General features: G+C 51.7%; 19 protein-coding genes and 1 pseudogene. 15 read left to right on the top strand and 5 right to left on the bottom strand.

Features of this window, described 5'->3' with window-relative positions; translation table 11 throughout:
- Nucleotides 1-63: 63 nt before the first annotated feature.
- Together macB and macA are read right to left on the bottom strand one after the other, a co-directional pair.
- Complete coding sequence (gene macB, locus ESM_RS0109095) at nucleotides 64-2010, bottom strand: macrolide ABC transporter ATP-binding protein/permease MacB (protein ID WP_000188199.1); 1947 nt, start codon at nucleotides 2008-2010, stop codon at nucleotides 64-66.
- Nucleotides 2007-3122: a macrolide transporter subunit MacA gene (gene macA / locus ESM_RS0109090; protein WP_000747340.1), complete on the bottom strand. Its 1116-nt coding sequence runs from the start codon at nucleotides 3120-3122 to the stop codon at nucleotides 2007-2009. The genes macB and macA overlap by 4 nt, the downstream gene beginning before the upstream one ends.
- A gap of 158 nt (nucleotides 3123-3280) precedes the next feature.
- On the opposite strand from macA, the gene ESM_RS0109085 reads away from it, so the two are divergent.
- Nucleotides 3281-4231: a VirK/YbjX family protein gene (locus ESM_RS0109085; protein WP_133053296.1), complete on the top strand. Its 951-nt coding sequence runs from the start codon at nucleotides 3281-3283 to the stop codon at nucleotides 4229-4231.
- Here the strand turns inward: ESM_RS0109085 and ESM_RS0109080 are convergent.
- On the bottom strand, nucleotides 4228-5886 hold the full coding sequence (locus tag ESM_RS0109080; protein WP_000599821.1) for an ATP-dependent endonuclease: 1659 nt from the start codon (nucleotides 5884-5886) through the stop codon (nucleotides 4228-4230). The genes ESM_RS0109085 and ESM_RS0109080 overlap by 4 nt on opposite strands.
- 424 nt (nucleotides 5887-6310) lie before the next feature.
- Between ESM_RS0109080 and aqpZ the strand changes: the two genes are divergently transcribed.
- The 8 genes from aqpZ to ESM_RS0109040 all read left to right on the top strand — a co-directional run bounded on the left by aqpZ (nucleotide 6311) and on the right by ESM_RS0109040 (nucleotide 16265).
- Entirely contained in the window at nucleotides 6311-7006 is a 696-nt protein-coding gene (aqpZ, locus tag ESM_RS0109075; protein ID WP_001516085.1) for an aquaporin Z, read from the top strand.
- 140 nt (nucleotides 7007-7146) lie between these two features.
- Entirely contained in the window at nucleotides 7147-8046 is a 900-nt protein-coding gene (lysO, locus tag ESM_RS0109070; protein WP_000491126.1) for an L-lysine exporter LysO, read from the top strand.
- Between the two features lie 142 nt (nucleotides 8047-8188).
- Entirely contained in the window at nucleotides 8189-9841 is a 1653-nt protein-coding gene (gene hcp / locus ESM_RS0109065) for a hydroxylamine reductase (RefSeq protein ID WP_000458827.1), read from the top strand.
- A gap of 11 nt (nucleotides 9842-9852) precedes the next feature.
- A complete protein-coding gene (gene hcr / locus ESM_RS0109060) occupies nucleotides 9853-10821 on the top strand; it encodes an NADH oxidoreductase (RefSeq protein WP_000178654.1) in 969 nt (322 codons plus the stop codon).
- A 132-nt stretch (nucleotides 10822-10953) separates the two neighbouring features.
- Nucleotides 10954-12672 (top strand): ubiquinone-dependent pyruvate dehydrogenase, encoded by a 1719-nt coding sequence (gene poxB / locus ESM_RS0109055; protein WP_000815343.1) that lies wholly within the window; start codon nucleotides 10954-10956, stop codon nucleotides 12670-12672.
- A gap of 36 nt (nucleotides 12673-12708) precedes the next feature.
- Entirely contained in the window at nucleotides 12709-13710 is a 1002-nt protein-coding gene (gene ltaE, locus ESM_RS0109050) for a low-specificity L-threonine aldolase (protein ID WP_000566404.1), read from the top strand.
- A 10-nt stretch (nucleotides 13711-13720) separates the two neighbouring features.
- Entirely contained in the window at nucleotides 13721-15151 is a 1431-nt protein-coding gene (locus tag ESM_RS0109045; RefSeq protein WP_001136516.1) for an SDR family oxidoreductase, read from the top strand.
- 100 nt (nucleotides 15152-15251) lie between these two features.
- Entirely contained in the window at nucleotides 15252-16265 is a 1014-nt protein-coding gene (locus tag ESM_RS0109040) for an NAD-dependent epimerase/dehydratase family protein (protein ID WP_000866894.1), read from the top strand.
- On the opposite strand, the pseudogene amiD reads toward ESM_RS0109040, so the two are convergent.
- A pseudogene (amiD, locus tag ESM_RS01000000124425) lies at nucleotides 16262-17091 on the bottom strand (N-acetylmuramoyl-L-alanine amidase AmiD). The gene ESM_RS0109040 and the pseudogene amiD overlap by 4 nt on opposite strands.
- Nucleotides 17088-17411: a heavy metal-binding domain-containing protein gene (locus tag ESM_RS0109030; RefSeq protein ID WP_001160731.1), complete on the bottom strand. Its 324-nt coding sequence runs from the start codon at nucleotides 17409-17411 to the stop codon at nucleotides 17088-17090. The pseudogene amiD and the gene ESM_RS0109030 overlap by 4 nt, the downstream one beginning before the upstream one ends.
- Nucleotides 17412-17536: 125 nt before the next feature.
- Between ESM_RS0109030 and ESM_RS0109025 the strand changes: the two genes are divergently transcribed.
- From ESM_RS0109025 to artJ, 6 genes are all read left to right on the top strand, one after another.
- Nucleotides 17537-18052: a lipoprotein gene (locus tag ESM_RS0109025; protein WP_001516079.1), complete on the top strand. Its 516-nt coding sequence runs from the start codon at nucleotides 17537-17539 to the stop codon at nucleotides 18050-18052.
- Between the two features lie 217 nt (nucleotides 18053-18269).
- Nucleotides 18270-18998, top strand: coding sequence for an arginine ABC transporter ATP-binding protein ArtP (gene artP / locus ESM_RS0109020; RefSeq protein WP_000027205.1), 729 nt, complete (start codon nucleotides 18270-18272; stop codon nucleotides 18996-18998).
- Between the two features lie 17 nt (nucleotides 18999-19015).
- The gene (gene artI / locus ESM_RS0109015) at nucleotides 19016-19747 is read left to right on the top strand and encodes an arginine ABC transporter substrate-binding protein ArtI (protein ID WP_000756581.1); all 732 of its coding nucleotides are present in this window, start codon (nucleotides 19016-19018) and stop codon (nucleotides 19745-19747) included.
- 6 nt (nucleotides 19748-19753) lie between these two features.
- A complete protein-coding gene (gene artQ, locus ESM_RS0109010) occupies nucleotides 19754-20470 on the top strand; it encodes an arginine ABC transporter permease ArtQ (RefSeq protein WP_001001704.1) in 717 nt (238 codons plus the stop codon).
- Nucleotides 20470-21138, top strand: a complete 669-nt coding sequence (artM, locus tag ESM_RS0109005; RefSeq protein WP_000895404.1) for an arginine ABC transporter permease ArtM — start codon at nucleotides 20470-20472, stop codon at nucleotides 21136-21138. Before artQ ends, artM begins: the two co-directional genes overlap by 1 nt.
- Before the next feature lie 302 nt (nucleotides 21139-21440).
- Nucleotides 21441-22172: an arginine ABC transporter substrate-binding protein ArtJ gene (artJ, locus tag ESM_RS0109000; protein WP_001516078.1), complete on the top strand. Its 732-nt coding sequence runs from the start codon at nucleotides 21441-21443 to the stop codon at nucleotides 22170-22172.
- The last annotated feature ends 62 nt before the right edge of the window (nucleotides 22173-22234 follow it).

Here is a 22234-nt window from a genome sequence, read left to right as displayed (position 1 = left end):
CTCATTGTGTACATCCTACAGGCAAAATGCCAGCCCGATCGGCTGGCATTTTTATCTCAAATATTACTCCCGTGCCAGAGCATCCACTGGATCCAGTTTTGCCGCATTTCGCGCAGGCAGCCAGCCAAATAAAATCCCGGTAACGGTTGAACAAAGAAACGCCAGTAGCAGTGCCAGCGGAGAAAAACCAATTTCCCAACCGGGTAAAAAAAGCTGCAATGTGAAAGCGATTAACAGTGACAGCGTTATCCCCAGCGCACCACCCACCAGACAAACCAGCACGGCTTCAATCAGAAATTGTTGCAACACATCGCTGGCGCGCGCCCCCACGGCCATGCGGATACCAATTTCCCGCGTCCGCTCTGTCACCGATACCAGCATAATATTCATGACGCCAATGCCGCCCACCACCAGCGAAATCACCGCCACCAGTGTCAAAAACAGTTGTAAAGTACGTGTGGTCTTTTCGACCGTTTTCAAGACACCGTCCATGTTCCAGGTGAAGAAATCCTTTTTGCCGTGGCGCAGCGACAACAAACGGGTGAGTTGCTGTTCAGCTTCAGCGCTGTCAAAGCCTTCTTTCACTCTTACGGTAATGGAGTTAAGCCACGACTGCCCCATAACCCGCCCGGACATGGTGCTGTAAGGCAACCACACGCGCAGCACTTTACTACTGCCAAACATCGACTGTTTCTCTTCCGCCACGCCGATGACCCTCGCTGGCATATTACCGACAAGAATCACCTCGCCAACCACATCCGCTTTATGCGGAAAAAGCTGACGGCGGGTATTACTGTCGAGAACAACTACCTGCGCGCGACCATTCAGTTGCTCCTGATTAAAGGTGTTCCCTTCGCTGAAAGTCATACCATAAACATTAAAATAGTCCCCGCTTACGCCGTTGGCGCTGGCAGCAACATCAACATTGTTATAACGCAGGCGCAGGTTTTGCGAGACGGCGGGTGTGGCAGAAGCGACCCACGGTTGTTTTTGAATGGCGATTAAATCGTCGTACTTCAGCGCCTGCTGATATTGCGGATCGTCATCGCCAAAATCTTTCCCGGGATAGACATCAATAGTATTAGTACCAATAGAACGAATATCCGCCAGTACCATTTGTTTAGCCGCGTCGCCCACCACGACAATAGATACCACCGACGCAATACCGATAATAATCCCCAGCATGGTCAGTAAAGTACGCATTTTATTGGCTGCCAGCGCGCGCCACGCCATCGTCAGCGCCTCGTTAAAACCGCTGACGAACTGCCGCCAGCCAGACGCCGTTTTGACACCCGGTTCGCTGTTGGCTGCAGCAGTATTTTTTTCAATAGCGGGTGGATTACGCACGATTTCGCCGTCGTGAATTTCGATCACCCGCTCTGCCTGGGCGGCAACCTGCGGATCATGAGTGACGATAATCACCGTGTGCCCGCGATCGCGCAACTGATGCAGGACAGTCATCACCTCTTCACCGGAATGGCTGTCCAGCGCGCCTGTCGGTTCATCAGCGAGGATCACCTGCCCACCGTTCATCAACGCGCGGGCGATACTGACTCGCTGTTGTTGACCACCGGAAAGCTGAGCAGGGTAATACTCTGCGCGCTCTTCCAGCCCCAGTCGTTGCAGTAATTGCCGGGCGCGCAGCAGTCGCTGTTTACGCTCAAGGCCAGCATAGACGGCGGGAACTTCAACGTTCTGCTCGGCGGTTAAATGCGAAAGCAGGTGGTAACGCTGAAAAATAAAGCCAAAATGCTCGCGACGGAGCTGCGCCAGCGCATCGGCGTCCAGCGTGGCAACATCCTGACCGGCGACGCGATAGGTGCCGCTTGTGGCTTTATCCAGGCAGCCGAGGATATTCATCAGGGTCGATTTACCAGAACCCGAAGCGCCGACAATCGCCACCATCTCTCCGGCATAAATATCCAGAGTGATCCCCTTCAGCACCTCAACCTGCTCATCTCCCGCGGGATAGCTACGGCGAATATCCTTCAATTCGAGCAAAGGCGTCATTGCGCAGCTCCTGGTTTGGCCTCACCAATCACCACTTCTTCGCCCACTTCCAGCCCTTTGACAATCTCAACATCGGTATCGTTACGTGCGCCAATCGTTACTTCACGCTCGCGCGTTTCTCCATTACGTAGCAGTTTGATCTTATAGCGGTTATCGCCAACCGGATCGCCTAACGCCGACAGTGGGATTGTCAGCACGTTTTTCACATCAGTGAGCTGAATGTGCACCTGTGCAGTCATATCCAGCCGCAACAGACCATCGGGGTTTGGTACTTCAAAACGGGCGTAATAGAAAATAGCGTCGTTGACCTTTTCCGGTGTTGGCAACACATCTTTAATCTGCCCTTCATAGCGCGTCAGCGGATCGCCAAGCACCGTAAACCAGGCTTTTTGCCCCGGCTTCAGGTGGATAACATCCGCTTCAGAAACCTGCGCTTTTACCAGCATGGTACTCATATCTGCCAGCGTCAAAATGTTCGGCGCTTGTTGTGCGGCAATCACCGTCTGCCCTTGCAGGGTAGTGATTTGCGTGACTTCCCCGGCCATCGGAGCAACGATGCGGGTGTAATCGAGATTGGTTTTAGCTGTGTCGAGAGAGGCCTGATTGCGTTTGATTTGCGCATCAATGGTGCCAATCTGCGCCTGTTTAACAGCCATTTCAGTCGCAGCAGTGTCGAGATCCTGCTGTGAAACGGCCTGCGTTTGCGCCAGTCGTTGCTGGCGAGAGTATGTCACCCGAGCCAGTTTCAGTTCTGCTTCCGCCTGCTGACGTTGTGCGCGCAGCTCCATCAGCGTCGCTTCCACTTCCTTGATCTGGTTTTCAGCCTGTTCTGGATCAATAACGCCTAAAAGCTGATCTTTTTTCACTTTATCGCCAATCGCCACCGACAGCGTTTTCAACTGACCGCTAACCTGCGCGCCAACATCAACTTTACGCAACGCGTCGAGCTTTCCGGTCGCCAGCACGCTTTGCTGCAAATCACCGGGGCGCACTATCAATGTCTGATAAGTTGGCACCGGCGCATTGAGAATTTTCCACAATGCAACCAACCCGGCAATGACTATCACCAGCGCAATAACGTAACGCTTCTTAATGTTTCTTCGCTTTTTCATAAATATATTGAGTACTCCATACGCGCATCCGGGCGTTGTTAACATCAACAAAATATCAACAAAACCCTAAAATTTCCGTTAGTAATCACATTATTGATGTTTGGTTAAGATTTCCGATGGTGAAATCGACGCTATGTATAATCATTGATTTTGTGAATATGTCACAACTTACTGAACGGGCTTTTACGCCATCTGAATCTCTTAGCAGCATGTCTCTTTTCCTTAGTCTGGCTGGTGGCCAGTGGCGACCAGGTAAATTCTGGCATCGCCGTAGCTTTCGCCAGAAATTTTTGCTGCGCTCTTTGATTATGCCGCGTTTAAGCGTTGAGTGGATGAACGAACTATCCCACTGGCCGAACCTCAATACGCTGTTAACACGCCAGCCGCGACTGCCTGTTCGTCTGCATCGCCCTTACCTTGCCGCCAATCTTAACCGCAAACAATTACTGGAGGCGTTACGTTACCATTATGCATTGCTGCGTGCCTGCATGTCGGCGGAAGAATTCAGCTTATATTTGAATACCCCCGGGCTGCAACTGGCGAAGCTGGAAGGAAAAAACGGCGAGCAGTTCACGCTTGAACTGACCATGATGATCTCAATGGATAAAGAAGGTGACAGCACGATCCTGTTCCGTAACAGCGAGGGCATCCCTCTGGCAGAGATCACCTTCACTCTGTGTGAGTACCAGGGAAAAAGAACGCTGTTTATTGGTGGACTGCAAGGCGCGAAATGGGAAATTCCGCACCAGGAAATCCAGAATGCGACGAAAGCCTGCCACGGTCTGTTTCCAAAACGTCTGGTGATGGAAGCGGTCTGTCTCTTTGCCCAACGCTTACAGGTTGAGCAGATTATTGCCGTCAGCAATGAAACGCATATTTATCGCAGCCTGCGCTATCGCGATAAAGAAGGAAAAATCCATGCGGACTATAACGCGTTCTGGGAGTCGGTTGGCGGCGAATGCGATGCCGAACGGCATTACCGACTTCCTGGTCAGATAGTACGAAAAGAAGTTGCTGAAATAGCCAGTAAAAAACGAGCTGAATACCGTCGCCGCTATGAGATGCTCGACGCTATTCAGCCACAGATGGCAACGATGTTTCGCGGTTAATCTGCCCGACCGCGCGCCAGCCACAGCACGCGCGAGAACATTTTTTTCAGCAATGCCGGTACGGACTCCACACCACGGCGTCCGGCCTCCATTGCAACCTCAATGGCGAGATCGGGTTTGGAAGAGCGATGGATCGCCTTCGAGATGATTTTGCGCAGATTCATCGGTACATTTTCCGGGATTTGCGCCACGCGATGGAATACATCGGAAAATCCCTGGCGATACATAAAATGCTCCATATCCAGCGCCGGTAATGCCGTTAAATGCTCTCGTTCAGCTTCCCGATCGTTATTCAACAGGCTGCGCACCGTAGCGGCATACTTCTTCCCGGCTTCATCGCCATCGACCAGCACATGCCACTCAATCCCCATCCGGCGGGCAAATTTAACCAGCGGTTTTAATCCTGACTGGGCAAATTCAATGACCTTGATCCCTTCAGCATCAAAATGATGCCCACACTGGCGCGCCAGTTCGTTAATAACCCAGGTTTCTGTTTCCCCTTCCACCAGCAACCAACAACGGGCAAACAGCGATGACGGACGGTTAAAACGAATGTGAAAGGATATGCGTCGGCTATCTTCGGTACTCAAGCCACTCGGCCCCAGACGCCATGCGGCAACGCGAGAAGATTCACGCACCAGACGGCAAACATGCTCTACCGGCGTTAACGAAAGCAGCTCGCCAGAGTTGGTGGTAGCAATACGCTGCAATGGCAGAAGGTTCAACAGATGCCAGGCGACTGAAAGCATAATCGGATGCAGGCGCGTTTCCGGATCTTCTATCAACAATAACGGACGCGCGTCTTTATCCAGCCGCAATGTGCCTTTTGCCTGTAGCAAAGTCGCAAATAGCCCAAGCAAAATAACCCGATACGAACGACCTCCAGGCCGGTCAATCATCCGGTTGATGATATCCAGATAACGCCAGCTCCGTTGCTCATTGCTGGCCCGCCGCCGCATTAAGCGGTATCTCGCCTGCCCGGCTCCCTGCTCCGAAAAATAATGCTCAAGCAGTTGCACCATTGCCGAAAGCCCCTGACGAATCTGTCCGTCAGTAAGATTTTGTGGATGTGAGGATAATTCACGGGCAAGAAAATCCAACTGGCGCGCGGTAACTTCCACATTGGGCACATTTGGTACAGTTCCGTTGCGAATACGGCGCATAAAGCGGGCATCACGCAAGCGCAGAACAGGCATCAACCGCACCAGATGACGCGCCTGATCGTTAATATCATCAACCTCAATCGGATGCCCGTCTTTATCAAGAAAACTGCGCAGCGTCATCACGCTGCCATCTTCCGCACACTCCCCTTCCAGACGATAAAAAATGCGGTGATAACCATCGACGCACGGCGTCCAGCATGTTTCAAGTGGGCGATAACGGCGAACACGATGCCGCCCTGGCAGCGATTCACGAAAGGTCAGAATGATATGCAGATGGTGTTCCCGGCCATTGATATCGCCCGGCGGAAACCAGAAATCGTCGCGTTCAAAATGGTAGAGATCTGATTCTGGCGATAGCAGTAGGGTTAGCGCATCCAGCAAACTGGATTTACCCCACGCGTTCTCCCCAATCAGGACGTTGTTTTGTTCCAGCATCAACGATAGTCGGTTGATACCACGAAAGCCCACAATTTCAACGCGCTCAAGAATCATATCCCCTCCAGAAATATGTTACTTATCCTTTACTCCGGCAGTATAACGGGAAAGCCCCCAGGAATACGTGATGACATCACACTTAAGCATGGCAAATGTCTGAAAAATGAGCGAATAATTGTGTCAGACACCCTCTCACTGATTTCCCCCAAAAAACAATAAAATCAAATGATTAATCTTGTGTATTATTTTTATTACCCCCAAAGGTTTAATTTCGTGGTTTGCACTACACTGTCAATCAGGCAAATGACTATATGGGGGAACCCTCATTTGTTCTAAATCAAAATTACTGGATTTATTTATCTGGCGAATGACTCAGCTTCGTTTTTAAAATACCCACGCATTATTTCTGTCGTCACTTTTTTACGACGACCCTATAAAACGACCATATTTTTCACAGGGTCAATTTTTAATTGAGGTGGATATGTTCAGAAAATTAGCAGCAGAATGTTTTGGTACTTTCTGGCTTGTATTTGGTGGCTGCGGTAGCGCTGTGCTGGCGGCAACATTTCCGGAATTAGGTATTGGCTTTGCTGGTGTCGCGCTGGCGTTTGGTCTGACAGTACTGACCATGGCCTTCGCTGTTGGTCATATTTCTGGTGGTCATTTTAACCCGGCAGTCACTATTGGTTTATGGGCTGGCGGTCGTTTCCCGGCAAAAGAAGTCGTTGGCTACGTCATTGCCCAGGTTGTTGGCGGTATTGTTGCGGCGGCACTGCTGTATTTAATCGCCAGCGGTAAAGCCGGATTTGACGCGGCGGCCAGCGGTTTTGCGTCTAACGGTTATGGTGAGCATTCACCTGGCGGCTATTCCATGCTTTCTGCATTGGTTGTTGAACTGGTATTGAGCGCTGGTTTCTTGCTGGTGATCCACGGTGCGACCGACAAATTCGCGCCGGCGGGTTTTGCGCCGATTGCCATTGGTCTGGCATTAACGCTGATTCACTTAATCAGTATTCCGGTCACTAACACCTCCGTTAACCCGGCGCGCAGCACTGCGGTTGCTATCTTCCAGGGTGGCTGGGCGTTAGAACAACTGTGGTTCTTCTGGGTAGTGCCCATTGTCGGCGGTATTATTGGTGGTCTGATTTACCGGACACTGCTGGAAAAACGCGATTAATTAACGCAGAAGGCCTGACGCAATGTCAGGCCTTCTCATTTGCATAACGTTTCCTTTTAATTGCAACTTTACTCATCCTTCCGCTTTCAGTAGTGTGTCATCGCGCATTTCGATTTCTTCTTTGCAAGGGCTGAGTTTTCATGTTTTCTGGGCTGTTAATCATTCTGGTGCCACTCATTGTGGGTTACCTCATTCCGCTTCGCCAAAAAGCTGCGTTAAAACGCATTAATCAGTTATTAAGCTGGATGGTCTATCTCATTCTCTTTTTTATGGGTATTAGCCTGGCGTTCCTTGATAATCTTGCCAGTAATTTGCTGGCGATCCTGCATTATTCCGCCGTCAGTATTACCGTTATTTTGCTATGCAATATTGTCGCCTTGCTGTGGCTGGAGCGTGGTTTGCCATGGCGTAATCACCACCAGCAAGAGAAATTACCGTCACGTATTGCGATGGCACTGGAGTCGCTAAAACTGTGCGGCGTAGTAGTGATTGGTTTTGCCATTGGCCTTAGCGGATTAGGTTTCTTACAACACGCCACTGAAGCCAGCGAATACACGTTAATTCTGTTACTTTTCCTCGTCGGTATTCAGCTACGCAATAATGGCATGACCTTAAAGCAGATTGTCCTTAATCGCCGGGGAATGATTGTCGCTGTGGTAGTGGTTGCCAGTTCATTAATTGGCGGTTTAATTAACGCCTTTATTCTTGATCTCCCTATCAACACCGCGCTGGCAATGGCCTCCGGTTTCGGCTGGTATTCTCTTTCCGGTATATTGTTGACCGAATCTTTTGGCCCGGTAATCGGTAGCGCAGCGTTTTTTAATGATCTGGCACGAGAGCTGATCGCCATCATGCTAATCCCCGGCCTTATCCGTCGCAGTCGCTCAACGGCGCTGGGTTTGTGCGGTGCCACATCGATGGATTTCACCCTGCCCGTTCTTCAGCGTACAGGTGGTCTGGAGATGGTCCCGGCGGCGATTGTTCACGGTTTTATTCTTAGCCTGCTGGTGCCCATTCTGATCGCCCTTTTCTCCGCGTAATACCTCTCTGGCGGTAGAACCCTGCCGCCAAAATTGCGCTAAATCAATCTCCCTTAAAGTTGCAACAAAAATCCCTTTTATCCCCGCGTTAAGCGTCTTAACCTTAAACATGTATATTAAATATAACTTTAAAGGTGTGATCATGTTTTGTGTGCAATGTGAACAAACTATCCGTACTCCGGCAGGAAACGGCTGCTCATACGCGCAGGGGATGTGTGGTAAAACGGCGGAAACCTCTGACCTTCAGGACTTACTGATTGCGGCGCTGCAAGGGCTTTCTGCCTGGGCGGTAAAAGCACGTGAATACGGCATCATCAACCACGACGTAGACAGCTTCGCGCCGCGTGCATTTTTCTCAACGCTGACTAACGTTAACTTCGATTCTCCTCGTATTGTCGGCTACGCCCGTGAAGCGATTGCCCTGCGTGAGGCGCTGAAAGCACAATGCCTGGCAGTAGATGCAAACGCCCGCGTCGATAACCCAATGGCTGACTTGCAACTGGTGAGCGATGATCTCGGTGAACTGCAACGTCAGGCGGCGGAATTTACGCCAAATAAAGATAAAGCAACGATTGGCGAAAATATTCTCGGCCTGCGTCTGCTCTGCCTGTATGGTCTGAAAGGTGCGGCGGCCTATATGGAACACGCTCACGTTCTCGGTCAGTACGACAACGATATTTACGCCCAGTACCATAAAATCATGGCATGGCTGGGAACCTGGCCTTCCGATATGAACGCACTTCTCGAGTGTTCCATGGAAATCGGCCAGATGAATTTCAAAGTGATGAGCATTCTGGATGCAGGCGAAACCGGTAAATACGGTCATCCGACACCGACTCAGGTCAACGTCAAAGCTACAGCGGGTAAATGCATTCTGATTTCCGGTCACGATCTCAAAGATCTCTATAACCTGCTGGAACAGACCGAAGGCACGGGCGTTAACGTCTACACCCACGGCGAAATGTTGCCTGCTCACGGCTACCCGGAGCTGCGTAAATTCAAGCATCTGGTCGGTAACTACGGCAGTGGCTGGCAGAATCAACAAGTTGAGTTCGCTCGCTTCCCTGGCCCTATCGTGATGACCTCTAACTGCATCATCGACCCAACCGTCGGCGCTTATGACGATCGTATCTGGACCCGCAGCATTGTTGGCTGGCCGGGCGTACGTCATCTGGATGGTGAGGATTTCTCTGCGGTCATCGCCCAGGCGCAACAAATGGCGGGCTTCCCGTACAGCGAAATTCCGCATCTGATCACCGTAGGTTTTGGTCGTCAGACGCTGCTTGGCGCAGCCGATACGCTGATTGATCTGGTGAGCCGTGAAAAACTGCGTCATATCTTCCTGCTTGGCGGCTGTGACGGTGCCCGTGGCGAACGTCACTATTTCACCGATTTCGCTACCAGCGTGCCGGATGACTGCCTGATCCTGACGCTCGCCTGCGGTAAATATCGCTTTAACAAACTTGAGTTTGGCAATATCGAAGGTCTGCCGCGTCTGGTGGATGCTGGCCAGTGTAACGATGCATACTCAGCGATTATTCTGGCTGTCACCCTGGCAGAAAAACTGGGTTGCGGTGTCAACGATCTGCCACTCTCGCTGGTACTCTCCTGGTTTGAACAGAAGGCAATTGTTATTCTGCTGACGCTGCTTTCTCTGGGCGTGAAAAATATCGTCACCGGCCCGACTGCACCAGGCTTCCTGACCCCAGACCTGCTGGCGGTGCTGAATGAGAAATTCGGCCTGCGTTCTATCACCACTGTTGAAGAAGACATGAAGCAACTGTTGAGCGCGTAAGGAGTTTATCGATGACGATGCCAACGAATCAATGCCCGTGGCGGATGCAGGTTCATCACATTAAGCAAGAAACACCGGATGTGTGGACGCTTTCCCTGATTTGCCACGATTACTATCCGTATCGCGCCGGGCAATATGCGCTGGTTAGCGTGCGTAACTCAGCAGAAACGCTGCGTGCGTATACCATTTCCTCCACGCCAGGCGTGAGTGAATACATCACCCTGACCGTGCGGCGGATTGATGACGGTGTCGGCTCCCAGTGGCTGACTCGCGAGGTGAAACGCGGTGACTATCTCTGGCTTTCGGATGCGATGGGGGAATTTACCTGCGACGATAAAACAGAAGAGAAATTCCTGTTACTGGCAGCAGGCTGCGGTGTCACACCAATTATGTCGATGCGTCGCTGGCTGGCGAAAAATCGTCCGCAGGCCGATGTACAGGTGATCTACAACGTGCGCACACCGCAGGATGTCATTTTTGCCGACGAATGGCGCAACTATCCGGTGACGCTGGTGGCAGAAAATAACGTCAGCGAGGGCTTTATCGCTGGTCGCCTGACTCGCGAACTGCTGGAAAGCGTTCCTGACCTGGCTTCGCGTACCGTGATGACCTGTGGCCCGGCTCCGTATATGGATTGGGTGGAACAGGAAGTGAAAGCACTTGGCGTAACACGCTTCTTTAAAGAGAAGTTCTTCACGCCGGTGGCGGACGCTGCGACCAGTGGTCTGAAATTCACCAAATTACAACCGGCACAAGAATTTTATGCCCCGGTTGGCACCACGCTGCTGGAGGCGCTGGAAAGCAATAAAGTTCCGGTCGTCGCCGCCTGTCGTGCGGGTGTTTGCGGCTGCTGTAAAACAAAAATAATTTCTGGCGAATACACGGTGAGCAGCACCATGACGCTGACTGACGCCGAAATCGCTGAGGGTTACGTGCTGGCCTGTTCCTGCCATCCGCAGGGAGATATGGTTCTCGCGTAATCGCATTATGCCCGATGATATTCCTGTCATCGGGCAATTTAACTGTTAGTGCCTCCTTTTTCTCCCATCCCTTCCCTCTCCGTCAGATGAACTAAACTTGTAACCGTTATCACATTCAGGAGACGGAAAACCATGAAACAAACGGTTGCAGCTTATATCGCTAAAACGCTCGAATCGGCTGGGGTGAAACGTATCTGGGGAGTGACGGGCGACTCGCTTAACGGCCTCAGCGACAGCCTTAATCGTATGGGCACTATCGAGTGGATGTCCACCCGCCATGAAGAAGTCGCGGCCTTTGCCGCTGGCGCTGAAGCCCAGCTTTCAGGAGAACTGGCGGTCTGCGCCGGATCGTGTGGGCCAGGCAACCTGCACTTAATCAACGGCCTGTTCGACTGTCATCGTAATCACGTTCCGGTACTGGCGATTGCCGCCCATATTCCTTCCAGCGAAATTGGTAGCGGTTATTTTCAGGAGACCCACCCGCAAGAGTTATTCCGCGAATGTAGTCACTATTGCGAGCTGGTTTCCAGCCCGGAGCAGATCCCGCAAGTACTGGCGATCGCCATGCGCAAAGCGGTGCTTAACCGTGGCGTTTCGGTGGTCGTTTTACCGGGCGATGTGGCGTTAAAACCTGCGCCAGAAGGGGCAACCACCCACTGGTATCACGCGCCACTGCCAATAGTGACGCCGGAAGAAGAAGAGTTACGCAAGCTGGCGCAACTACTGCGTTACTCCAGAAATATTGCACTGATGTGCGGCAGCGGCTGCGCGGGCGCGCATAAAGAGTTAGTAGAGTTTGCCGGGAAAATTAAAGCGCCAATCATCCATGCTCTGCGTGGTAAAGAACATGTCGAATACGATAATCCGTATGATGTCGGAATGACCGGCTTAATCGGTTTCTCATCGGGTTTTCATACCATGATGAATGCCGACACTTTAGTGCTGCTCGGCACCCAATTCCCCTACCGCGCGTTCTACCCGACCGATGCCAAAATTATTCAGATCGATGTCAATCCTGCCAGCATTGGCGCACACAGCAAGGTGGATATGGCGCTGGTGGGCGATATCAAATCAACCCTGCGAGCACTTCTGCCATTGCTGGAAGAAAAAACCGATCGCAAGTTCCTGGATAAAGCGCTGGAAGATTACCGCGATGCCCGTAAAGGGCTGGACGATTTAGCCAAACCGAGCGAGAAAGCGATTCACCCGCAATATCTGGCTCAGCAAATTAGCCATTTTGCTGCCGATGATGCCATCTTTACCTGTGACGTCGGCACACCAACGGTATGGGCTGCGCGTTATCTGAAAATGAACGGTAAGCGTCGCTTGTTAGGTTCGTTTAACCACGGTTCGATGGCTAACGCCATGCCGCAGGCGCTGGGCGCGCAGGCAACCGAGCCAGAACGTCAGGTAGTCGCCATGTGCGGTGATGGCGGTTTTAGTATGTTAATGGGCGATTTCCTCTCGGTGGTACAGATGAAACTACCGGTGAAAATCATCGTCTTTAACAACAGCGTGCTGGGCTTTGTGGCGATGGAGATGAAAGCTGGTGGTTACCTGACAGATGGCACTGAACTGCACGACACCAACTTTGCCCGCATTGCCGAAGCGTGCGGTATTACGGGCATCCGCGTAGAGAAAGCCGCTGAAATCGACGAAGCCCTGCAACGCGCCTTCTCCATCGACGGTCCTGTACTGGTGGATGTGGTCGTCGCGAAAGAAGAGTTAGCAATCCCACCGCAGATTAAACTCGAACAGGCCAAAGGTTTTAGCCTGTATATGTTGCGGGCGATCATTAGCGGACGCGGTGATGAAGTGATCGAACTGGCGAAAACAAACTGGCTAAGGTAAAAAGGGTGGCATTTCCCGTCATAATAAGGACATGCCATGATTGATTTACGCAGTGATACCGTTACCCGACCGAGCCGCGCCATGCTAGAAGCGATGATGGCCGCCCCGGTTGGGGACGACGTTTATGGAGACGACCCTACCGTTAATGCTCTGCAGGACTACGCGGCAGAGCTTTCCGGTAAAGAAGCCGCCATTTTTCTGCCTACCGGCACCCAGGCCAACCTGGTCGCTCTGCTCAGTCACTGCGAACGCGGCGAAGAGTATATTGTCGGTCAGGCAGCACATAACTATTTGTTTGAAGCCGGTGGTGCTGCGGTACTGGGCAGCATTCAGCCGCAACCCATCGATGCGGCTACCGACGGCACGCTGCCATTGGATAAAGTGGCGATGAAAATCAAACCTGACGATATCCACTTCGCCCGCACAAAGTTGCTTAGTCTGGAAAACACCCACAACGGCAAAGTACTACCGCGTGAATACCTGAAACAGGCATGGGAATTTACCCGCGAGCGCAATCTGGCGCTGCACGTTGACGGCGCTCGCATCTTTAACGCCGTGGTGGCTTATGGCTGCGAACTGAAAGCGATCACGCAATATTGTGATTCGTTCACCATATGTCTGTCGAAAGGTCTTGGTACGCCGGTAGGTTCGCTACTGGTAGGCAATCGTGATTACATTAAACGAGCCATCCGCTGGCGGAAAATGACCGGTGGCGGGATGCGTCAGTCCGGGATCCTGGCGGCCGCCGGGATGTATGCGCTGAAAAATAACGTCGCGCGTTTACAGGAAGACCACGACAATGCCGCCTGGATGGCAGAGCAACTGCGTGAAGCGGGCGCTGATGTGATGCGGCAGGACACCAATATGCTGTTTGTTCGCGTCGGGGAAGAAAATGCTGCTGCGTTGGGTGAATACATGAAAGCGAGAAACGTGCTGATTAACGCCTCACCGATTGTTCGCCTGGTAACACATCTCGACGTCTCGCGTGAACAACTGGCTGAAGTCGCCGCCCACTGGCGCGCTTTCCTGACGCGTTAAGGAGCGAGACGTGCCGCAACGCATTTTAGTTCTCGGTGCCAGTGGCTACATTGGTCAGCATCTGGTGCGCACACTCAACCAGCAAGGGCATCAGATCCTGGCGGCGGCACGTCATGTCGACAGGCTGACAAAGCTACAACTGGCTAATGTCAGTTGCCATAAAGTCGATCTTAGCTGGCCGGACAACCTTACGGCCTTGTTAAAAGATGTTGATACCGTCTATTTTCTGGTGCACAGCATGGGCGAAGGCGGTGATTTTATCGCTCAGGAACGCCAGGTTGCTCTCAACGTCCGTGATGCGCTGCGTGAAGTGCCGGTTAAGCAAGTCATCTTTCTTAGTTCATTGCAGGCTCCGCCCCATGAGCAATCGGATCATCTGCGCGCCCGTCAGGCCACGGCGGATATTTTGCGTGAAGCCGATGTGCCTGTTACTGAATTGCGTGCCGGAATTATCGTCGGAGCCGGGTCAGCGGCGTTCGAAGTCATGCGCGATATGGTTTACAACCTGCCAGTGCTAACACCACCGCGCTGGGTTCGTTCACGTACCACACCCATCGCGCTGGAAAACCTGCTGCACTATCTGGTGGCGCTGTTAGACCATCCGGCCTGCGAACATCGGGTATTCGAAGCCGCCGGACCACAGGTGCTCAGCTATCAACAGCAGTTTGAACATTTTATGAGCGTGAGCGGCAAACACCGCGGGTTAATCCCCATCCCTTTCCCCACCCGCTGGATTTCGGTGTGGTTTCTCAATGTGATTACCTCCGTACCGTCCACCACCGCAAGTGCGTTGATTCAGGGACTGAAACACGATCTGCTGGCGGATGACACCGCCTTACGCGCGCTCATTCCACAACCGCTGATCGCTTTTGATGACGCTGTGCGTCGCACGTTGAGAGAGGAAGAAAAGCTCGCCAACTCCAGCGACTGGGGATATGACACTCAGGCCTTTGCCCGCTGGCGACCAGAATACGGTTATTTCGCCAAACAGGCGGGTTATACCGTTAAAACCTCCGCCAGCCTTCAGGCTTTATGGCGGGTAGTGAATCAAATCGGCGGTAAAGAACGTTACTTCTTTGGCAATATTTTGTGGCAGACCCGGGCGTTGATGGACCGCGCAATAGGTCACAAACTGGCGAAAGGTCGCCCCGAGCGAGAATATTTGCAAACCGGCGATGCGGTGGATAGCTGGAAAGTGATTGTCGTCGAGCCTGAAAAACAGCTTACCTTATTGTTTGGTATGAAAGCGCCAGGACTTGGGCGACTTTGTTTTACTCTCGAAGATAAAGGCGACTATCGCACTATTGATGTCCGCGCTTTCTGGCACCCGCACGGGATGCCAGGGCTGTTTTACTGGCTGTTCATGATCCCCGCACATCTGTTTATTTTTCGCGGGATGGCAAAACGAATCGCCAGACTGGCAGAACAAAGCACAGATTAATCGAAAAAAACCTGCGTTATTCTTTCATGTTTCCCATTGCATCAAGGATGAAATCACGGAAGAATGCGCACGTCGTTTTTATCAACAACAGTGGAATGATATGAAGGTACTGGTTACCGGCGCCACCAGCGGCTTAGGTCGAAACGCGGTTGAATTTTTATGCCGAAAAGGCATCAGCGTAAGAGCGACCGGTCGCAATGAAGCGATGGGTAAATTGCTGGAGAAAATAGGCGCAGAGTTTGTCCAGGCAGATCTGACTGAACTGGTCTCATCGCAGGCAAAAGTAATGCTCGCAGGCATTGATACGCTGTGGCACTGTTCCAGCTTTACCTCGCCGTGGGGAACGCAGCAGGCTTTCGATCTGGCAAACGTTCGCGCCACTCGCCGCCTGGGTGAATGGGCTGTCGCCTGGGGCGTACGTAATTTTATTCATATCTCTTCACCGTCACTGTACTTCGACTACCACCACCACCGCGACATCAAAGAAGATTTTCGTCCGCACCGCTTCGCCAACGAATTTGCCCGCAGCAAAGCCGCCAGTGAAGAGGTCATCAATATGCTTTCGCAGACAAATCCACAAACGCGCTTTACCATTCTGCGCCCACAAAGCCTGTTTGGGCCGCACGATAAAGTCTTTATTCCCCGTCTGGCGCATATGATGCACCACTACGGCAGCATCCTGTTACCCCACGGCGGCAGCGCACTGGTCGATATGACTTACTATGAAAATGCGGTGCACGCTATGTGGCTGGCGAGCCAGGAAGCGTGCGATAAACTGCCTTCTGGTCGTGCGTATAACATTACCAACGGCGAACATCGCACTCTGCGCAGTATCGTGCAGAAATTGATCGACGAACTGAATATTGATTGCCGTATCCGTTCGGTGCCTTACCCGATGCTGGATATGATTGCCCGCAGTATGGAGCGTTTAGGACGCAAGTCAGCAAAAGAGCCGCCGCTAACCCATTACGGCGTCTCCAAGTTGAATTTTGACTTTACGCTGGATATTACGCGAGCACAGGAGGAGCTGGGGTATCAGCCGGTCATCTCGCTGGATGAAGGTATCGAGCAAACTGCTGCCTGGCTGCGCGACCACGGAAAACTGCCGCGCTAGTCCTGGCCGTATTTCTCCAGTAGGGCTTCGGCAATCGCCTGAGTTTCTGCATCCGCTTCGCCGTTATATAACGTCGGGCGGAAGTGCATCTGAAACGCCATAATGACTCGCTGCTGCTCGCGCGGCGTCATTTCAGGTTTTACGTCATAGCCGTAGCGCGCCAAAAGCTCCAGTAACGATGCTGTTTCTACCGGCGTGTGTGGTGCGCGTCCGGCCAGATAAAAGCTAACGCGCGATGCATCCGGCCAGGCACCAATCCCCTGCTGCGCCAGTTGCTGCCACGGAAATAACGGGCCAGGATCGTCCTTGCGCTGTGGGGCTATATCCGCATGTGCCACCACATTCTCTGGTTTGATGTGATAGCGGGCGATAATCTCTTTCGCCAGTGGAATGAGCGCCTGAATCTGCGCCGGTTCAAACGGCGCAAAATATTTCACCCCCGCCGATTTTTGCCAGCCACGATTTTCCAACTCAATACCAATAGAGGTGTCGTTAATTCGTGTTGCTCCGCGCCAGGCGCTGATCCCCGCATGCCAGGCCAGTTCCTGTTCCGGCACCAGTTGCCAGATACGTGGTTTGCCGTTGTAACGCGGCGGCACGGCAGGCACCAGATAATGCGAGCTGACCTGCTTATCGGTCAGTGTCGCCAGCGAAGAATCGAAGTCATCTGCAGTGTAATGGATCACCAACACTTTGATACGAGGATACGCTGCCTGTGCCTGACGTCGGGTATCGAGCTGGTATCCCTCCTTCTCAACAATCCTTTTTCTCCTGCGCACCCTGCCAGTAATAGAACCGCAGCAACCAGCCAGAAGATTCTTCTCATCGACGCGTTTTCACCGCTGTTCCGCTGACGCTGACCATCAGCATACTGCCGTTTTGCCCGACCGTTTCATAGTCGATATCAATGCCGACCACTGCGTCAGCGCCCAGCGCCCGTGCCTGATCGCCTAACTCTTCAAACGCAATCTCCCGTGCTTTACGCAGTTCTTTTTCGTAAGCCCCGGAGCGTCCGCCGACGATATCGCGGATGCCCGCAAAGAAATCGCGAAAAATATTGGCACCTAAAATCGCTTCGCCCGTCACCACACCGCAATATTCAACGATGGTCTGACCTTCAAGTGTTGGGGTTGTGGAAAATTGCATGACCGATCTCCTTGTTTGCTAAGCCTTCGATCTCAAAAGCATTATCGGACTGATACGCTATTATTGAAAGGATATCATTATTATCGTAGAACGCTTTCAAGGTGTTCGCTTATAAGGAAATCATTATGCGCTACAGCAAATTGACCATGCTTATCCCTTGCGCACTGTTACTCAGTGCTTGTACCACCGTTACGCCAGCCTATAAAGACAATGGCACTCGCACAGGTTCTTGCGTCCAGGGCGGCCCTGACAGCGTGGCTCAGCAATTCTATGACTACCGTATTCAGCATCGCAGTAACGACATTACCGCTCTGCGCCCGTATTTGAGCGATAAACTGGCGGCACTGCTCAGCGATGCCAACCGCGATAACAACCATCGCGAATTGTTAAGCAGCGATCCGTTCTCCAGCCGTACTACCTTGCCTGATAGCGCCCGAGTCGCCAGCGCGTCGACCATCCCGAATCGCGATGCGCGCAATATTCCGCTGCGCGTAGATCTGAAACAAGGCGATCAGAGCTGGCAGGATGAAGTATTGATGATTCAGGAGGGGCAATGTTGGGTTATCGATGATGTGCGCTATTTAGGTGGCAGCGTTCACGCCAAAGCGGGAACATTACGTCAGTCCGTTGAGAACCGTTAATCCCTTGATCAGATTATAACCCCCATAAATTGTCCGGCATTCTGCGAGGAATGCCGACATTTATGCTCGCCGCCCATCACCCTCGTTATTTTGTGCTATGTTTAGTGAATAATGTGCTTTGCTTTTAACTTTTAAAGCAGAAATATTGCATAATTATTCTGTCAAAGGTACTATCTTCGACCTCAATAGCTATCAGACTGCCAGTATACGAGAGTCAATGAGTATTCAATTAAACGGCATTAATTGCTTCTACGGCGCACATCAGGCGCTGTTCGATATCACGCTGGATTGCCCGCAGGGCGAAACGCTGGTGTTACTTGGCCCCAGCGGCGCGGGGAAAAGCTCGCTGCTGCGTGTACTCAATCTGCTTGAGATGCCGCGCTCCGGTACGCTCAACATTGCAGGCAATCATTTCGATTTCACCAAAACACCGTCTGACAAAGCGATTCGCGACCTGCGTCGTAACGTTGGTATGGTGTTTCAGCAATACAATCTGTGGCCGCATCTCACCGTGCAGCAAAACTTGATCGAAGCACCCTGCCGCGTACTCGGCTTGAGTAAAGATCAGGCGCTGGCTCGTGCAGAAAAACTGCTGGAACGTCTGCGTCTCAAACCTTATAGCGATCGTTATCCACTGCACCTTTCTGGTGGCCAGCAACAACGTGTTGCTATCGCCCGAGCGCTGATGATGGAACCGCAGGTGTTGCTGTTTGATGAGCCGACCGCCGCACTGGACCCGGAAATTACGGCGCAAATCGTCAGTATCATTCGTGAACTGGCGGAAACCAACATTACCCAGGTGATCGTCACCCACGAAGTTGAAGTCGCGCGTAAAACCGCCAGCCGTGTGGTGTATATGGAAAACGGTCACATCGTAGAGCAAGGCGACGCGAGCTGTTTTACCGAGCCGCAAACCGAAGCATTTAAAAACTATCTCTCTCACTAAGATTCGGGATAACGACAATGAAAAAAGTTCTGATTGCCGCGTTAATTGCAGGTTTTAGTCTTTCCGCCACAGCCGCTGAAACCATTCGTTTTGCTACCGAAGCATCCTATCCTCCGTTTGAATCGATGGATGCGAATAACCAGATCGTCGGGTTTGACGTTGACCTGGCGCAGGCGTTGTGCAAAGAGATCGATGCGACCTGTACTTTCTCTAACCAGGCGTTTGACAGCCTGATCCCGAGTCTGAAATTCCGTCGTGTGGACGCCGTTATGGCGGGTATGGATATCACTCCTGAGCGTGAAAAACAGGTACTGTTCACCACCCCGTACTATGACAACTCTGCACTGTTTGTTGGTCAGCAAGGCAAATACACCAGCGTTGATCAACTGAAAGGCAAAAAAGTCGGCGTGCAGAACGGGACGACGCACCAGAAATTCATTATGGATAAACATCCGGAAATCACCACTGTTCCATATGACAGCTACCAGAACGCGAAACTGGATCTACAAAATGGCCGTATTGACGGCGTATTCGGTGACACCGCAGTGGTAACCGAATGGCTGAACAATAATCCCAAACTGGCACCAGTTGGCGACAAAGTGACCGATAAAGATTACTTCGGTACTGGCCTCGGTATTGCGGTACGTCAGGGCAACACTGAACTGCAGCAGAAATTCAACGCTGCGCTGGAAAAAGTGAAGAAAGATGGCACTTACGAAACCATCTACAACAAATGGTTCCAGAAGTAATTCCTGATGAATGAATTTTTTCCTTTAGCAAGCGCCGCCGGGATGACCGTCGGCCTTGCCGTTTGTGCATTGATTGTCGGTCTGGCGCTGGCGATGTTCTTCGCGGTGTGGGAGTCAGCAAAATGGAGTCCTGTCGCGTGGGCAGGTTCGGCGCTGGTAACGATTCTGCGCGGCCTGCCAGAAATTCTGGTAGTGCTGTTTATCTATTTTGGTTCTTCGCAGCTACTACTGACACTTTCGGATGGCTTCACCATCAACCTTGGGTTCGTACAGATCCCGGTGCAGATGGACATAGAGAACTTCGACGTTAGCCCGTTCCTCTGCGGGGTGATCGCCCTGTCCCTGCTGTATGCTGCCTATGCCTCGCAAACCCTGCGCGGTGCACTGAAAGCGGTGCCGATGGGGCAGTGGGAGTCTGGTCAGGCGCTGGGGCTGTCGAAATCGGCTATATTTTTCCGTCTGGTGATGCCGCAGATGTGGCGTCATGCGCTGCCTGGTCTCGGCAACCAGTGGTTGGTACTGCTGAAAGATACCGCGCTGGTCAGTTTGATTAGTGTGAATGATTTAATGCTGCAAACCAAAAGCATCGCCACCCGTACCCAGGAACCATTTACCTGGTACATTGTGGCGGCGGCGATTTACCTGGTGATTACCCTGTTGAGCCAGTACATTCTCAAACGCATTGATCTGCGCGCGACACGTTTTGAGCGGAGACCTGGCTGATGCTTGAGTATTTACCTGAACTGATGAAAGGGCTGCATACCAGCCTGACGCTGACGGTCGCCTCGCTGATTGTGGCGCTGATTCTGGCGTTAATTTTTACCATCGTCCTGACGCTGAAAACACCTGTGCTGGTGTGGCTGGTGCGGGGTTACATCACACTGTTTACCGGTACGCCGCTGCTGGTGCAGATCTTCCTGATTTACTACGGACCGGGCCAGTTCCCGACGTTGCAGGAGTATCCGGCGCTGTGGCATTTGCTGTCGGAACCGTGGTTGTGTGCACTGATTGCGTTGTCGCTGAATAGTGCCGCGTATACCACGCAACTGTTTTACGGAGCAATTCGTGCGATCCCGGAAGGTCAGTGGCAATCCTGTAGCGCCCTGGGGATGAGTAAAAAAGATACGCTGGCGATCCTGCTGCCGTATGCATTTAAACGCTCGCTCTCTTCTTATTCCAACGAAGTGGTGCTGGTGTTTAAAAGTACCTCGCTGGCTTACACCATTACGCTGATGGAAGTGATGGGATACAGCCAGTTGCTGTACGGACGTACCTACGATGTGATGGTGTTTGGCGCGGCGGGGATTATTTACCTGATCGTTAACGGCCTGCTGACGTTGATGATGCGCCTGATCGAGCGTAAAGCGCTGGCGTTCGAGCGTCGGAATTAATGTGGCTGCATTGATAACGTGCTAATGCCGGATGCGGCGTGAACGCCTTATCCGGCCTACATTCGCAGGATAATTTGTAGGTCTGATAAGACGCGCAAGCATCGCATCAGACACCAGCACAGAACCCACATATTGCATAAATCCTTATAATGAAGACGGACAACCCACTAAGTTGTCCGTCTTTTTTATCTATTTTGAATTATTTAATCATATTTATTGCATATAAATTCACTTAATGGCATTGTTAACCCATGCCGCAGACACGGCCAATAAACATAAGATTGACAGACGGGAGTTCCATCATGAAAAAGTTAGTTCTTGCCGCATTACTTGCTTCCTTTACTTTCGGCGCTTCTGCCGCAGAGAAAATCAATTTTGGCGTATCAGCTACCTATCCCCCCTTTGAATCTATAGGTGCTAATAATGAGATCGTCGGCTTTGATATCGATCTGGCAAAAGCGTTATGCAAACAAATGCAGGCAGAATGTACTTTTACTAATCACGCTTTCGACAGCCTGATCCCGTCACTAAAATTCAGGAAATATGACGCCGTGATTTCCGGGATGGACATCACACCAGAGCGCAGCAAACAGGTGGCCTTTACCACGCCATACTACGAAAACTCTGCCGTCGTGATTGCCAAAAAAGATACCTATAAGACTTTTGCCGATTTGAAAGGTAAACGTATTGGTATGGAAAACGGCACCACCCACCAGAAATATATTCAGGATCAGCATCCGGAAGTGAAAACCGTCTCTTATGACAGCTATCAGAATGCATTTATCGACCTGAAAAATGGCCGTATCGATGGTGTATTTGGTGACACAGCGGTAGTTAATGAATGGCTGAAAACCAATCCACAACTGGGCGTTGCGACTGAGAAAGTGACCGATCCGCAGTACTTCGGCACCGGCCTGGGCATCGCTGTTCGTCCGGATAACAAAGCTCTGCTGGAGAAACTGAATAACGCACTGGCAGCCGTTAAAGCCGACGGTACGTATCAGAAAATCAGTGATCAATGGTTCCCGCAGTAATTGAGACTGATGACAAAAGTAAGATGGCCTGATGCGCTACGTTTATCTGGCCTACATTGACT

This window comes from Escherichia sp. TW09308 (assembly GCF_000208565.1).
Classification (GTDB): Bacteria; Pseudomonadota; Gammaproteobacteria; order Enterobacterales; family Enterobacteriaceae; genus Escherichia; species Escherichia marmotae.
Note: the sequence above shows the minus strand (reverse complement) of the source record. Positions and strands in the feature narration are given on the sequence as shown.